This is a genomic window from Humibacter soli (assembly GCF_054779035.1).
Genome location: NZ_BAAGYX010000002.1, coordinates 706,171 through 720,624, shown reverse-complemented (window position 1 = coordinate 720,624; position 14,454 = coordinate 706,171). Strand labels below are relative to the sequence as shown.

The following is a 14,454-nucleotide window of genomic DNA, read 5'->3' as shown; positions in this document are numbered from 1 at the left end:
AGACGCCCGCCTACGGCGAGCTCCTCAACCAACGGAGGACGCGCGCCTACGGCGTGCTCCTCAACCAACGGGGAACGCGCGCCTACGGCGAGCCCTCAACCAAGGGGGGACGCGCGCCTACGGCGAGCTCCTCAACAGCGGGATCACCCAGCGGCGGCGTGCTACCTCAGTCCGCGTCGCCGATGGCGATCGCCTCTGCCTGCTGCTCTGCGTCTTCGATCGCTCCGTCGGCGCGGCCGAGGGCGCGGCGGCCGAACACGATGATGAGCGTCGAGATCACCAGCACGATCGCACCGAAGAAGAACGGAACTGCCGCGCCGAACGCGGCTCCGAGGGCTGCGGCGACAGGCGGGGCGATCGCACCACCGATGAAACGCACGCCGGAGTACGCGGACGACGCAACGGGTCGAGGTAGATCGGTCGCCTCCATCGAGCACTCGGTGAGCACCGTGTTCAGGATGCCAAGGAAGAAGCCTCCGACGATCACGAGCACGATGATGGCGACGATGTACTTCACCAGCAGAGCGACCAGCAGAAGGTCGACGGCGAGCAGCGGGATCACGCAGATCAGAACCGTCGTGCGGCGCATCCTGCTCGTGAGAAGGGGAGCGAACCACACCGATGAGATGGCAAGCGCGATACCCCAGCAGGTGAAGATCAGTCCGAGCGGGATGGCCGCGCTGAGTCCGAGGTCGGCGAGAGCGAACGGGGTGTACGCGAGCAGCACGAAGAAGCCCATGTTGTAGAACAGGGCGGCCGAGGCCATTACGCCCAGCCCGGGCTTGGCGAGTGCGCGGAACGGTGCGGTGAGCCTCGTCGGCACCGGCTTTGCTTCGTCGCGCTTCCGAAGCATGGTCATGATGGCGATGAACCCGATGGCCATCAGGGTCGCCGTACCGAAGAACGGGCCGCGCCATGAGATGTTGCCGAGCAGTCCGCCGACGAGCGGGCCGAGCGCCATACCGAGGCCGAGCGCCGCTTCGTACAGGATGATCGCCTGGGCAGCACCACCGGACGCAGCACCCACGATGGCGGCGAGCGCCGTCGAGATGAACAGCGCGTTGCCGAGACCCCAGCCGGCGCGGAACCCGATGATCTCCCACACCGATCCGCTTGCACCCGCGAGTGCAGCGAACACGACGATCACCGCGAGACCGATCAGCAGCGTGTTCTTCGTGCCGATCCTGGTCGAGAGCCAGCTCGTGAAGAACATGGCGCAGCCGGTGATCAAGAGGTAGGTGGTGAAGAGCAGCTCGGTCTGGGCGCTGGTGGCGTGCAGGCTGTTCGCGATGGCGGGCAGGATCGGGTCGACGAGCCCGATGCCCATGAATGAGACGACACAGGCGAACGCGACGGCCCACACGGCCAGCGGCTGCTTGAGGATCGAGCCGCCGCCGTGTCCGTGGCCGGAGTGTCCGGAAGCGGCGACCGGGGTGGTCTGTGGTCGGGCGTTGGTATCGATGACCGGAGCGGATTGGGTGTCAGAAGAGGAGTCGGTGCGGGTCATCGAGATCAGTCGTTCGTCTTTCGTGTGAGGGATTCCGTCGAGGAGGAGACCTGGGCGATGCGGGGCTGCACGAGCTCGAGCGCCCGCTGCACCGTGCGCACGTCGTCATCGCCGAGGTCTTCGAAGTACGGGAGCAGGGCGTCGGCCAACACGCTGCGCCATTCGGCGAGCTGGAGGATCCCCTTGGCCGAGATGCCGATCTGCCACGCTCTGGCGTCATCCGCATCGGCGATGCGCTTGACCCACTCGCGCTCGACGAGCCCGGCCACGATCTTCGTCATCGTGGGCTGGGCGACCTGGCTCATCGCGGCGAGCTCGCCGAGGCGCATCGGCCCGGACTGCTGCAGCACGGCGAGGGTGCGCCAGGTGGCGGGTCCTTCGGGGCCGCCGGAGAGACGGTGAGCGAGACGGGTCATCTGCCCCGAGAGCTGCACGAGGTCGCTGAGCAGGAATCGCAACTCAGCCGCAGACCCCGTGTCGTCCCGGAGCGGGAGGGAGATCGGTTCGGTAAGCATGCCTCCAGTATATATAGCCTGGCTATATATTTCTACCCACCTCTCCCAGCCATCCACCCCACCAGGATCGCCAACTCGGGTCCCGCTTCCCCGCTGCCGGATTTCGGAGATCCGCACCCACGCGCCGGCATCCACCAGCGACGCGCCGACACGGAGGGCGAATCTCCGAGATTCAGCAGCCGGCGGAGGGTCGGGCCGGGGTGACCCACAGGGACGACGAAGGGCGCCACCCCTGACGGGATGACGCCCTCCGGCTTCCGGCGCCCGCGTGCGCGAGCGTGTGGAAGGTGCCCCTACCGGGGCGGGGACTACTTGAGCGTGACGGTCGCGCCGGCCTCTTCGAGAGCAGCCTTCGCCTTGTCAGCGGCTTCCTTGTTCGCGCCCTCGAGCACGGCCTTCGGAGCACCGTCGACGACGGCCTTCGCCTCGCCGAGGCCGAGCGAGGTCAGCTCGCGCACGACCTTGATGACCTGGATCTTCTTCTCACCAGCGGCCTCGAGGATGACGTCGAAGGAGTCCTTCTCCTCAACCTCAGCAGCGCCGGCACCGGCACCACCGGCAGCCGGAGCTGCGGCAACGGCGACGGGGGCGGCAGCGGTGACCTCGAAGGTCTCCTCGAACGCCTTGACGAACTCCGACAGCTCGATGAGCGTCAGACCCTTGAACTGCTCGAGCAGCTCCTCGGTGGACAGCTTTGCAGCCATGTTTCCTTCTCCTTGGTTTCTCTGTAGTAACTCACCGCGGCGAGCATCCGACCCTGTGCCTTCCGGGGAAACCCCTTCGTGCGCGGGAGCAGATGCCTACGCTGCGGACTCCTGCTTCTGGCGCAGCGCGTCGACCGTGCGAACGGCCTGCGACAGCGGTGCGTTGAACAGATATGCGGCTCCGAACAGCGAGGCCTTGAAGGCACCGGCCAGCTTGGCCAGCAGCACCTCACGGGACTCGAGGTCGGCGAGCTTGCCTACCTCTTCGGCGGAAAGGGCGGCACCGTCGAAGTACCCACCCTTGACCACGAGAAGAGGGTTCGCCTTGGCGAAGTCACGAAGACCCTTGGCGACGTTCACGGGGTCACCGTGCACGAAGGCGATCGCGGACGGTCCGGCGAGCTCGTCGTCGAACGCCGTGATGCCGGCGTTGTTCGCCGCGATCTTGGTCAGCGTGTTCTTCACCACGGCGTAGGTCGCGTCTGCACTGATAGACCTGCGGAGCTCCTTGAGCTTCGCAACAGACAGACCGCGGTACTCGGTCAGCAGAACGGCGGTCGAGCTCTGGAACTTCTCCTCGAGCTCGGCAACCGTGGCTTCCTTGTTCGCCATGGCCACTCCTCTTACGTATGAGACGCGTGGCGGATGCCTCGCGTCGCCATCGACCACCGCAACCGGAGCAAAGAAAAAAGCTCCGGCGCACAGGGCTCGGAGCTCGGGATTCCGCTCGACGATGCGAACGGAAAAGATCTCTTCACCTGCGCGGGCCGTCTCGTTCGGGGCTTTCACCCCTTGCAAGAACCTTCGATCGGATGCTCTGCTTTCGCGAACACACCGATGACCGGCGGTCTTTGGCTTCAACAAGGGTACGCGAAGGTCCCCGGATGCCCAAATCGACGACACCCGTGACGCCCGCGCCGCAGGGGTTTTCGAAGATAGTTGACCAAACGCATTAGTTGACTTATGTGAAACATTGATCCTATAGTTGATCTTCGTCAACGAATTGGGGGCGTGACGTCGAGCCGCGGGAAACTCTGCACCGCGCATCCGCTCGCCGCCCCTTCTCACCCGACTGGAGCTCAGCTATGACGCAAGCAGCAACGACGGCCACGCCGGAGGCCTTCTCACCCGGCGCCCCCAAGATGTCCCACCGCGAGGTGCTCGAGGCGCTCTCCGGACTGCTGCTCGGCATGTTCGTGGCCATCCTGGCCGGCACGGTCGTCTCCACGTCGCTGCCGAGGATCGTCTCCGACCTCAAGGGCGACGAGACCGACTACACCTGGGTGGTCGTCGCGACGCTGCTCGCCACCACGGTGACTACGCCCATCTGGGGCAAGTTCGCGGACCTGTTCAACCGAAAGCTGCTCATCCAGCTCTCGCTCGCGATCTTCGTGATCGGCTCGGCTCTCGCGGGGCTCTCGACCACGCCCGGCATGCTGATCGGCTTCCGCGTCGTGCAGGGCCTCGGCGCCGGCGGCCTCACGGCGCTGAGCCAGGTCATCATGGCCGACATCATCAGCCCGCGTGAACGCGGCAAGTACATGGGCATCTTCGGCGGCATCATGGCCCTCGGCACGGTTGGCGGCCCTCTGCTCGGCGGCGTGCTCACCGACTCTGTCGGATGGCGCTGGAACTTCTACATCGGCATTCCGTTCGCCATCCTGGCCATCATCCTGCTGCAGCTGACGCTGCACCTGCCCACGCGTGCGAAGACCAAGGTCTCCATCGACTACCTCGGAGCGGTGCTCATCGCCGCCGGCATCTCGATCCTGCTGATCTGGGTGTCGCTCGCCGGCCAGCCGGGCGAGTTCGCGTGGAACTCCGCAACGAGCTTCTGGATGGTCGCAGCCTCGGCCGCCGCACTCATCGCTGCTGTGCTGGTCGAGCTCAAGGTCAAAGAGCCGATCATCCCGCTGCGCCTGTTCAAGAACCGCACCTTCACGTTCTCGGTCATCGCCAGCCTCGCGGTCGGCGTCGCCATGTTCGGCACGTCGGTCTTCCTCGGCCAGTACATGCAGCTGGCGCGCGGCGCCACCCCGACGCAGTCCGGCCTGCTGACCCTGCCGATGATCGCCGGCCTGCTCATCTCGTCGGTCGTGGTCGGCCAGATCATCAGCCGTACGGGCAAGTGGAAGGCATTCATGGTGGTCGGCAGCGTGCTGCTGCTGATCGGCCTGCTGCTCATGGGCACCATCGACTACGACACGAACTACGTCGTGCTGTCGATCTACATGCTCGTGCTCGGCGCCGGCGTCGGCATGGTCATGCAGAACCTCGTGCTCGTGGTGCAGAACGTCGTTGCACCCGCCGAGATGGGTGCCGCGAGCGCTTCGGTCACGTTCTTCCGCAGCCTCGGTGGCACCGCCGGCGTCTCGGTGCTCGGCTCCATCCTCGGCACTCAGGTGGCGACCCACCTGGCGAACAGCGCCGGCGCTCTCACCGCGGCACTCGTGAAGCTCGGCCCTGCGGGCATTCCGATCGCCAAGGAGCTGAAGTCCGGCACCATTCCCGACGTCGCGACGCTTCCGCCCATCGTGCGGGTCATCGTCGAGTCGGCGTACGGCCAGTCGGTTGCGCACATCTTCCTGGTCGCCGCGCCCTTGGCCATCCTCACCATCGTCGCGGTCTGCCTGCTGCCCAACAAGCGGCTCGGCGACAAGACGACGATCGAGCGTCAGCACGATGAGGATGCCGCTGCCGCCGCATCCACCGGCGTGCTGGCATCCGTGGCCGCAGAGCTCATGGACAACGCGGACGCGATGATCGCCGCAGAACCCGTCGAGACCGCACTCGCCGAATCAGACTCGGACAGGATGACCACCGTCGGCGCACCGCGGACCGGACGCACGACGGGCCACGACGACGCGGCCAAGGACGCAGGCACCACAGAGACCGACGATCCCGCCTCGCTATGATGCGCACCATGACCGAGAGCGATCGCACCACGGGCTCCCGCGACGAACCGGCCCCGTCGGGCGCGGCTCGCACGGCCCTCGACAGCGCGATCGCCTCGGTCGAGGAAGAGTTCGGGGCGATGTTCGTCAAGCTCCGCACACGCATGCGGTCGCAGGCGCTCGAGCTGCACCCTCAGATGCAGCCGTTCGGCTACCTCATGCTCGGGGTGCTCGCCCGCAAGGGGCCGCTTCACGCCGGGGCACTCGCCGAGGAGCTCTACGCGGACAAGAGCCTGGTGAGCCGTCAGGCGTCAGCCCTCGAGCAGCTCGGAATGCTGCGACGCGAGCAGGACCCGGCCGACCGCCGCGCGACCTACTTCGCGATCACGGACGAAGCTCGTCGCCGGTGGGATGACCTCAACGCACTCACCCGCAAAGAGCTGCGCGACGGCCTCGCCGACTGGAGCGTCGACGACCTGCGCCTCTTCGCCCGCCTGCTGCACCGCCTCAACGAGTTCTAGGTCGTCCTCCCCTCCCGCTGGTTGAGGAGCACGCGGATGGCGCCCCTACCGCTGGTCGAGGAGCACGCCGAAAGCGGGCCTTACCGCTGGTTGAGGAGCACACCGAAAGGCGCGCCCTACCGCTGGTTGAGGAGCACGCCGAAAGGCGCGCTACCGTTGGTTGAGGAGCACGCGGCGCAGCCGCGCGCGTCTAGAAACCCGCCCGCGCGCGGACGCCGTGACGCGGGTTTCGAGACGCGCCCGTTTCGCGGGTGCTCCTCAACCAGCGGAGGGGAACGCTCACGGCTACGTCGCGTGCTCCTCAACCAACGGGAGGAACGCTCACTGCACGCCCCGCACGCTCCTCAACCAGCGGCAGAGATCAGCCGTGCGGGTAGCGCACGAGGTGGTTGCTGTAGCCGCCATCGGCGACGATGGACGCGCCGGTCACGTACCGCGCGGCCCTGCTCGCGAGGAACACGGCGACGGACGCGATCTCGTCGACCTGACCGACCCTGCCGAGCGGGATCCACTCGCGGAACGACTGCTCGCCGACCTCGGCGATCAGGTCGCGGTTCATGTCCGTGAGCACCGCGCCCGGCGCCAGGGTGTTCACCCTGATCCCCTCCGGCCCCAGCTCCACCGACGCGGTGCGGGTGAGTGAGGCGAGCGCCGCCTTCGCTGCCGCGTAACCACCGTTGCCCGCGACAGGCACCGACTCGTGGATCGACGTGACGTTGAGGATGGACGGGTTGGAGCTCTCCCGCAGCCACGGCAGCGACAGCCGCATGAGCGCGGCCGGCGCTGTGAAGTTCACCGTTATGAGCCGCGTCAGCTCATCCGAATCAAGCTCCTCGAGCCGCGCGTGCACCTCGTAGCCCGCGTTGTTGACGAGCACGTCAAGCCCGCCAGTCGCCGTCGCGGCGCCGATCACCGCCTCGCACGCGCCGGCTTCGGCGAGGTCCCCGACGACGGGGATGCCCTCGATCTCCTCGGCTATCCGCCGTGCACGCTCTGCGTTCCTCCCGTGCACGACACAGGAGGCGCCTGCCGCGGAGAACGCCCTCGCGATCGCCTCGCCGATGCCGCCGGTAGCCCCGGTGACCAACGCCCGCATGCCTACCAGCGAGAAGTCATCCGACACGTGCATCCCCATCACTCACTGTTCCGGCTCACCTCGTCAGCGGCTCGACGCTGATCCGTATCCGCGTGCGTCGCGTCTCGCCCGGCTCCAGCCACGGTGCGACTCCTGCGTCGCGATCGGCCGCGCTGCCGTTCACAGTACAGTTCGCGGGCTCGACGGCGGTCACGTATGTGCCCGGTGTGCGACGCTGCCAGGCGAACAGGTTCGGTTGCGCGATCGCGTCCCAGGACACGTTCATGCGCATGCCCAGCCGTGATGACTCGATGGCGCACACCGCCCACCCGGTCTCGTCCGGCTCGACGGCGAGCGCGTGAACTTCGTCTGGCGCATCTAGCGGCCGCCCCATCGGCCAGACACCAGGAGCAGGACCGAACTGATCGGATGACCGCGCCCTCGTCATGGGTACCGAGCGCTCGTCGAGGTACGGCGCCCCGATGTTCACGTGATAAAGCAGTGGCGCCTGAACCCGCGCACCCGTCTCGTTGACGGTCGTGTCGTCGATCTCGACAGTGCCGGACCAGAGCGGAAAGATTACCCGTCTGCGCAGCACGAGACCACGCCCAAGCTCGACCGGCTCGCGGATGGCCCCCTCGACGACGACGCGCCCGCCGCCGTCGTCATCGAGCTCGCGTCGTACGACGACCTCGTCAGCCGGCTGGTCGGAGTACCTGCCGTGCCGTCCGTGCCCCTCGCTCGGAACACCCACGTTGCGCAGCCCACAGGTGGTGACCAGGCCGCCCGCCCAGCCGTCGTGCCAGCCCTCCCCCGCATCGCCGTGCCCCGCCCGGCGTTCGCCCACACCGGATGCCCAGGCGACCGGAAGCCCCGCGAACCACGCTGCCCCAAGGTCGAGTCCGCGGTCGACGAGAACTCGGGTGTGCAGTCCGCCTGCCGGAGCGACCGTCAGCACACGGGTGCCACGCGCCGGTCCATCCTCGACAGACTGCATCGAAAACTGCGCCAGCTGTGCGTCGCTCGCGCACTCCGCCCTCACGTCGAGGTTGCGCATGTCGAGTGGAACGCTCACAGCACCCCGAACGTGCGGAACGCCAACGTCGCGGGCATCCCATCGGCGACGGCCTGCCGGAACTCGAGCTCACTAGCACGCTTCGCCAGAGCGGCCTCGACGACCTCGCCCGCGATGCCGGACGGCACGACGACAACACCATCGGAGTCCCCGACCATCAGGTCGCCTGGCTCGATGCGGACACCGTCGATGACACAGGGCACTCCGTGCCGGTCGACCTCGTGGCGCCCCATGCTGTCATAGGGGATCGTCCCCGCCGAGAACACCGGGAACCCGAGGCGACGCACCTGGCGGGTGTCTCTCACCAGCCCGTCGGTGATCGCACCGGCCGCGCCGCGAGCCTGGCAGGCGGTAGACAACAGCTCGCCCCAGACGGCGATGTCTCGAGCCCGCTGGGTGGGCGTCACGAAGATCTCGTCGCGACCGATGGCGTCGAGCGCCTCGACGAGACCCTCGAAGGGTGTCTCCGGCACGTCATAGACGCGGCGCAGTGTCACGGGGAAGGCGTAGCCGGCCAGCACGGTGTCGGTCTCCAGCGGCGCGATGCCCGAGGCAAGGCACTGGTGACGCAGGCCGCGCGAGTCGAGCGTGTCGGAGAGCACAGCCGAGCCGAGCTCCCCGCGAACCAGGTCGAGATCGATGGTCACCATGCCGGCATCACCGGAACCCAATCGGGGCGGAACCGGTCGGCTCCGAAGCCCGAGTCGCCGTCAACGTAGAGGTTCGCGTAGCGCCCGCTGCCGTGCAGTTCGCGGTAGAGGGCCACCTTCTCGTCATCCAATTCGACGCCCCACCCTGGACCGGCCGGCGGCGCGAGTCGGCCGTCTCCTGCTGGCAGCAGCCGCGGGCCGGCGATGACGTCGTCGACGAGGTGATGATGGTGGGCATCTACCGCGAGCGTCAGCTGCGGAATCGTCACTCCGGTGTGCGCCATCACCGCCATGCCGATACCCAGTTCGATGCCGGAGTGCATGCCCAACCCGAGTCCGTGCATCTGGCACATCGCGCCCAGCGACTTGGTCTCGAGCGGGCCTCCCCAGTACCAGGGGTCGGAGAGAACGATGTCGACGCTGCCCTGCGCGAGAGCGCCTGGCAGGTCCTCGAAGTCGACGACGCACATGTTGGTGGAGAGGGGGATGGCCGTCTTGGAGCGTACCGCGGCCATGCCGGGCTGGCCCGCGACGGGGTCCTCGAAGTACTCCAACCCGATCTCCTCCAGTGCGGGCAGAAGAGCAACTGCCGTCGCTGGCGTCCACGCCGCGTTCGGGTCGATGCGCAGCCGCACCTCGGGGAGTGCTTCACGGATGGCGCGCAGTGCAGCGACCTCTGCAGAGGGCTCCAGCACGCCGGCCTTCAGCTTGACCGTTCCGAACCCGTAGCGGTCGACCAGGTCCTTGGCGTGCACCGCCATCTCGTCGGGTGTCGTCACGGCCGGATGGGTGTCTGAGGCGTAGCGGAAGAAGCAATAGGCGGCGAGGTCGATGTGGTCGCGAAGCCGTCCGCCGAGCACCTCATGGGCGGGCACGCCGAGCGCCTTACCCACGATGTCGATGCAGGCCATCTCGATCGCGGCCGCGACCAGCGGGTTCTTGCTCCAGTAGAAGCGCTCGGTGATCCGCATGCGGATCGCGCCGGTCTCGAGCGCGCTCAGCCCGACAGCGACGGCTGCCATGCGCTCCACTTCCTGGGCCCCGGCCGCCGTCTCGGCGAGACCGGTCAGACCGTCCGCCGTGCGCACCAGCACGATCGTGCGGGTGAAGGCCTCGTGCACGCCGTAGGAGTGCCTGATGGGCGCCTCGATCGGCACGGTGACCTCGAAGGCCTCGATCGAGGCGATGATGAGGGATTTCACTGCAGTCCTTTCGTGACGAGGGGGTCCGCGTCGAATCGGAGGTCCTGGATGCGCCATGGCGCGAGGGTGACGACAAGCGCGCCATCCTGCGGCTCGACCGTTCCTCGCGCCTCTCCCGAGAGATCGGCGAGCACTGCCGGGCCGGCGACGACGACACCGGAGAGGCGCACGTTCGCGGTGGTCGCCGACTGGTTGACCAGCCGTACGACCACCTGGTCGCCGTCGAGGTACATAGCGGAGAGCCGCACCGGATCGCCCTCGTTCGTGAGGGCGTCGATGCGCTCGGCGCTCGCGCCGGCGGCCGGGATGATGCGCGGGGCACGCCACGCACGATCGGCCAGCTCGGCGATCGCCCCCGACGCGGGGTTTTCGGCCGCCGTCGGTTCCAGACGGAACGACCACGTGGTGCGCCCGGCGTTCTCCCACATCATGCGAGGGTCACCGCACGACGGCGCAGTGCGCAGCAGAACGGCTTCCAGATCTTCACCCGCGTGCCGGAACGCGGGGTGCGAGGTCAGTACGGCGAGCCCAGAATCCTCGCTGGCGACATGCACCCAGTGCTGCACCTCGCGGTAATTGCGCAGGTCGTCCATGGCGATCTCATCGGGCATCAGCGTCGTGACGCGCGAGTCGAAGTCCTCCCAGGTCGAGAAGTGGAAGGGCGTACCGAAGGAGACACCTGAGCGGTCGCATGCCGTGAGCGGCATACGCACCTGCCACCGTTCGAAGCCCGGCCAGTCGACCTCGGTGGCGAGGTCGATCCTGGCGTCACGTACCCACACCTGCACGGTGGTCGTGAAGACGACGTCGAGCAGTTCCCAGGTGAGCGCGACCCGGGCGACGAGAGGCCCATCGTCAACGAGCTCGACAGAGAGCAGCCTCGCGTCAGCGCGCTGTGCCTCGTCCGTGGCGAGCGTCACGTCATTGCCGAGCTCCCGCACGGCGTAGGCCGAGCCGAGCGGAATGCGCCAGTTCGTCGACCGCAAACGGTCCTCAACGGTGAGGGTTCCTGTCGCGCGATCGATGGTCGCGTCGACCGCACCGGTCGTAATGCGGATGCCCTCGTCGGACTGCGACGCCGTGAGCTCGTCACCGTTGGTGCCCAGCTCGACCGGCCCGCTGCCGACGCCCTCATCGGGAACGAGGCTGATCGCCACTCTGCGCACGCCATCCGTTCCCGTGAACGCCTGAACGGCCTGCTCGGGCTGCGTCCGAAGCCAATCGGACAACTCGTCAACGAGCTCTGCCTCGAGTACGAGCCGATCGTCTGCAGCCCCAAGGCGGGTGCGCAGGAGCGCGGGCGCCGCAGCCTCGTTCCGCCCGAGCGAGTGATCGAGCACGTCCAGCACGTACCCCTTCGTCCGATCGTGGCGCACCTTCTTCTGGAAGACGGAGAGCACGCCATCCTGCCCACCTCCGTTGTGGTCCTGGGTGAACACCTGCATGCGCCAGAGCCACTCCCACTCGCGCCCGGCCGGTGCAAGGTCGTCATCCGCGAAGAAGGCATCCTCTCCGTACAGACCGCGCCAGCTGAGCGCAGACTGCGGTAGCGGCGGGCGCCCAGCAAAGACACCGACCACGCTGGCCGTCTCGCCGTCGAGCAGCAGCGCCTCGAGCGCTCGCACCCGGTGGAAGAAGCGCATCTCCTCGTCGGGGGCGACGCCCCAGACGCTAGGGATGGACCCGGTCACCTCGGCCAGCGGCGTCGACTCGTCAGAGAGGTACGGCACCAGTTCCCGCGCGGGGATCGAGAAGGCGATCTCGAGTTCCGGATATCGCTCGCGGTATCTACCGACGTATTCGCGCAGGTCGCGGCCGTATCGCGTGGTGAAGTCCGCCGCAGTGGTGAGATCCCCCGCCGAACCGGACATCGCGATGGTCCCGTGCGGGTACCGGCCCTCCAAGTCGTCGTACGACAAGGTGCGCGGACCGACGAAGTTGCCGTTGCCGCCGGCGTCGACTCCCTGTTCATCCAGCGGCACGAACACGTAGTGCACGGGCCACGTGATCATCGTCAGCGCGGTGCCCTCCGGCGAGCGGTGTCGCCAGATTCTGCCCTCCTGGAAGATCTTGCGGCTCGTGGCGTAGTAACGGATACCCGCCTGCGAGTAGATCTGCGAGGTCTGCGCGTTCAGCCCGGGCAGGTCTGGATGCGCAGCAAGGTGCGGCTCGTTGCCGAACCACTCGCGCACCACGGCGCGTCCGATCTGGATGTTCCTGATGAGAGATTCGCCGAGCACGAGGTTCTCCCACCTGTCGATGTAGGCGGATCCAACCTCGAGGCGGCCCTCTCGCACGAGCGTGCGGGCAACCTCGACGTACTCGGGGTTCTCGCGCATGAAGTGTTCGGCGAAGATCGCCGTGTCGATGACGAACGTCTCATCGCCCGACTCGACGGCGCGATCGAGGTACGACCGCATGATCTCTTCGCCCCTGCGCAGGCAGTTTCGATAGTCACCCAACCAGAACAGGTCGAGATGGGATGACGGCATGATGGCGACTCGGCGGGACTCCGGCACGAGTTGTTCCTTTCGTGGTTCGGCGCGATGGCTCGGTGGGTCGACGGATCGTGCGGCGTGCGGGTCTCAGCCCTTGACTGCGCCGACGAGGCCGTTCTGGAAGTACTTCTGCAGGAAGAAGAACAGGATGAGCGGTGGCAGCGCTGCGAGCGTGGCGGCAGCAACCAGCACGCCCTGGTTGGTGGTGTGCTCCCCGATGAGGCCGGAGAGCGCGACCGGCACCGTGGTGGTGGTGCCGTTGAGCAGCACGAGGGCGAACAGCAGTTCGCTCCAGCATCCGATCACGCACCAGATCGCGACGGCGGCGATGCCCGGAGCAGCGATCGGCATGACCACTCGGATCAGGGTGCGGATCGAGCCCGATCCGTCCACCACCGCGGCTTCGAGGATCTCGCGCGGAATGGACCGGAAGTGCCCCGTGATGATCCAGACCGCCACCGGCAGTTGGAACGCCACGTAGACGAGCATCACGCCGGGAAGCTGATTCACCAGCCCGAGCTGAGTCCACAGAATGAAGATCGGGACGAGCACGGCCGCCTGGGGCAGCAACTGGGTGACGAGACTCAAGGAGAGCAACGAGCGACCCGCCCTGAACCTGAGCTGGACGACGGCATACGCGGCGGCCGAGCCCATCACGATCACGACCACGGTCGTCACTGCCGCGATGAGCGCGGACTGGATGCTCGCGGACACCAGTGGCGCCTGCTGCAGTGCGTCCGCGTAGTTCTGCAGGGTGAAAGAGTGCGGCCACAGGGTTGCCGGAATCGCGCTCAGCTCTTCAGGCGCCTTGATCGACGAGGTGATCATCCAATAGATCGGAAGCAGGGAGCCCACCAAGATGACCGCCAGCACGATCGCAGCAACCCATGGAAAGCGACGCAGACGCGTCGAGGCGATGCTCATGACTCCGTCTCCTTCCTGGTGACGCGCAGATAGATGACGATGGCGATTCCCGTCACGAGAATCGACAACAGCGAGTACGCGGCACCGAGGTCGAACCGGTTGAACTTGAGAGCGGTTTCCCAGATCGCGAACGGCAGCGTCGTTGTCGCGTTGCCCGGCCCACCGTTGGTGAGCAGGTAGGCCAGGTCGAAGTAGTTGAAGGTCCAGATGAAGGCGAGCAGAGTCGTCGTCGCGAGGATCGGCCTCAGCCCAGGAAGCAGCACACTCCAGACGATGCGCGGATAGGAGGCACCGTCCACCTTGGCCGCCTCGACCAACTCACTCGGAATGGACTTCAGGCCGGCCGAGAGCATGAGCATCCAGTACGGGGCCGACTTCCACGTGTTGACAAGGATGAGGCAGAGCATGGCCAGGCCGGGAGACGCGAGCCACGACACCGGCGGGACGCCGAAGACGGCGAGACCGCTGTTGGCGAGTCCGGAGATCGGGTTCAGGATCGAGAGCCATACCGCGGCGACCGCGACCCCAGGCATGACCCACGGGGTGAGCAGTAGCGGTCGCATGATCCGAGATCCGCGCGGAAAGAACTCGAGAGCGAGCGCCGCCGCGAACCCGATCACGAACTGCAGGATCAGCGACCCGAACGTGAAGTAGAACGTGCGCGCGAGCGTCCCAGCCAGTTCGCCGTTCTCGAACACGGTCATGTAGTTCTTGAAGCCGACCCAGGCGCCGTCGTTCTCGCTGAGGCGGTCGACGTGCAAGCTGATCCACAGGTTGTACCCGAGCGGATAGATCAGCACGAGGGCCAGGGCGATGAATGCGGGAACCGCGAACGGCCAGGCCCTGGGCCGACGCATTCCCCGACTCTCCCGGGAGGGGTCGCTCGATG

At 67.0% G+C, this 14,454-nt stretch carries 13 protein-coding genes; 2 read left to right on the top strand and 11 right to left on the bottom strand.

Features of this window, described 5'->3' with window-relative positions; genetic code table 11:
• Positions 1-166: 166 nt before the first annotated feature.
• The 4 genes from ACYVDN_RS16565 to rplJ all read right to left on the bottom strand — a co-directional run bounded on the left by ACYVDN_RS16565 (position 167) and on the right by rplJ (position 3,338).
• Entirely contained in the window at positions 167-1,507 is a 1,341-nt protein-coding gene (locus ACYVDN_RS16565; protein WP_460573364.1) for an MFS transporter, read from the bottom strand.
• A 5-nt stretch (positions 1,508-1,512) separates the two neighbouring features.
• The gene (locus ACYVDN_RS16560) at positions 1,513-2,022 is read right to left on the bottom strand and encodes a MarR family winged helix-turn-helix transcriptional regulator (protein WP_460573362.1); all 510 of its coding nucleotides are present in this window, start codon (positions 2,020-2,022) and stop codon (positions 1,513-1,515) included.
• A 308-nt stretch (positions 2,023-2,330) separates the two neighbouring features.
• Positions 2,331-2,726 carry a ribosomal protein bL12 gene (gene rplL, locus ACYVDN_RS16555; RefSeq protein ID WP_460573360.1) on the bottom strand — a complete coding sequence of 132 codons (396 nt, stop codon included), beginning with the start codon at positions 2,724-2,726 and terminating at the stop codon, positions 2,331-2,333.
• A 96-nt stretch (positions 2,727-2,822) separates the two neighbouring features.
• Positions 2,823-3,338, bottom strand: coding sequence for a 50S ribosomal protein L10 (gene rplJ, locus ACYVDN_RS16550; protein WP_460573358.1), 516 nt, complete (start codon positions 3,336-3,338; stop codon positions 2,823-2,825).
• Between the two features lie 473 nt (positions 3,339-3,811).
• Here rplJ and ACYVDN_RS16545 point away from each other — a divergent pair, with 473 nt between their 5' ends.
• The gene (locus ACYVDN_RS16545) at positions 3,812-5,641 is read left to right on the top strand and encodes an MDR family MFS transporter (protein ID WP_460573356.1); all 1,830 of its coding nucleotides are present in this window, start codon (positions 3,812-3,814) and stop codon (positions 5,639-5,641) included.
• An 8-nt stretch (positions 5,642-5,649) separates the two neighbouring features.
• Positions 5,650-6,141 (top strand): MarR family winged helix-turn-helix transcriptional regulator, encoded by a 492-nt coding sequence (locus tag ACYVDN_RS16540; protein ID WP_460573354.1) that lies wholly within the window; start codon positions 5,650-5,652, stop codon positions 6,139-6,141.
• Positions 6,142-6,502: 361 nt separating this feature from the next.
• Here the strand turns inward: ACYVDN_RS16540 and ACYVDN_RS16535 are convergent, their stop codons facing one another.
• The 7 genes from ACYVDN_RS16535 to ACYVDN_RS16505 form a co-directional block, all read right to left on the bottom strand.
• Positions 6,503-7,264, bottom strand: coding sequence for an SDR family NAD(P)-dependent oxidoreductase (locus ACYVDN_RS16535; protein ID WP_460573352.1), 762 nt, complete (start codon positions 7,262-7,264; stop codon positions 6,503-6,505).
• Between the two features lie 28 nt (positions 7,265-7,292).
• Entirely contained in the window at positions 7,293-8,291 is a 999-nt protein-coding gene (locus ACYVDN_RS16530) for an aldose epimerase family protein (RefSeq protein ID WP_460573350.1), read from the bottom strand.
• Positions 8,288-8,941, bottom strand: coding sequence for an RraA family protein (locus ACYVDN_RS16525; protein ID WP_460573348.1), 654 nt, complete (start codon positions 8,939-8,941; stop codon positions 8,288-8,290). The genes ACYVDN_RS16530 and ACYVDN_RS16525 overlap by 4 nt, the downstream gene beginning before the upstream one ends.
• Positions 8,935-10,143 (bottom strand): enolase-like domain-containing protein, encoded by a 1,209-nt coding sequence (locus ACYVDN_RS16520; protein WP_460573346.1) that lies wholly within the window; start codon positions 10,141-10,143, stop codon positions 8,935-8,937. The genes ACYVDN_RS16525 and ACYVDN_RS16520 overlap by 7 nt, the downstream gene beginning before the upstream one ends.
• On the bottom strand, positions 10,140-12,662 hold the full coding sequence (locus ACYVDN_RS16515; RefSeq protein ID WP_460573344.1) for an alpha-mannosidase: 2,523 nt from the start codon (positions 12,660-12,662) through the stop codon (positions 10,140-10,142). The genes ACYVDN_RS16520 and ACYVDN_RS16515 overlap by 4 nt, the downstream gene beginning before the upstream one ends.
• A gap of 66 nt (positions 12,663-12,728) precedes the next feature.
• Positions 12,729-13,565 (bottom strand): carbohydrate ABC transporter permease, encoded by an 837-nt coding sequence (locus ACYVDN_RS16510; RefSeq protein WP_460573343.1) that lies wholly within the window; start codon positions 13,563-13,565, stop codon positions 12,729-12,731.
• Complete coding sequence (locus ACYVDN_RS16505; RefSeq protein WP_460573341.1) at positions 13,562-14,422, bottom strand: carbohydrate ABC transporter permease; 861 nt, start codon at positions 14,420-14,422, stop codon at positions 13,562-13,564. The genes ACYVDN_RS16510 and ACYVDN_RS16505 overlap by 4 nt, the downstream gene beginning before the upstream one ends.
• Positions 14,423-14,454: the final 32 nt, after the last annotated feature.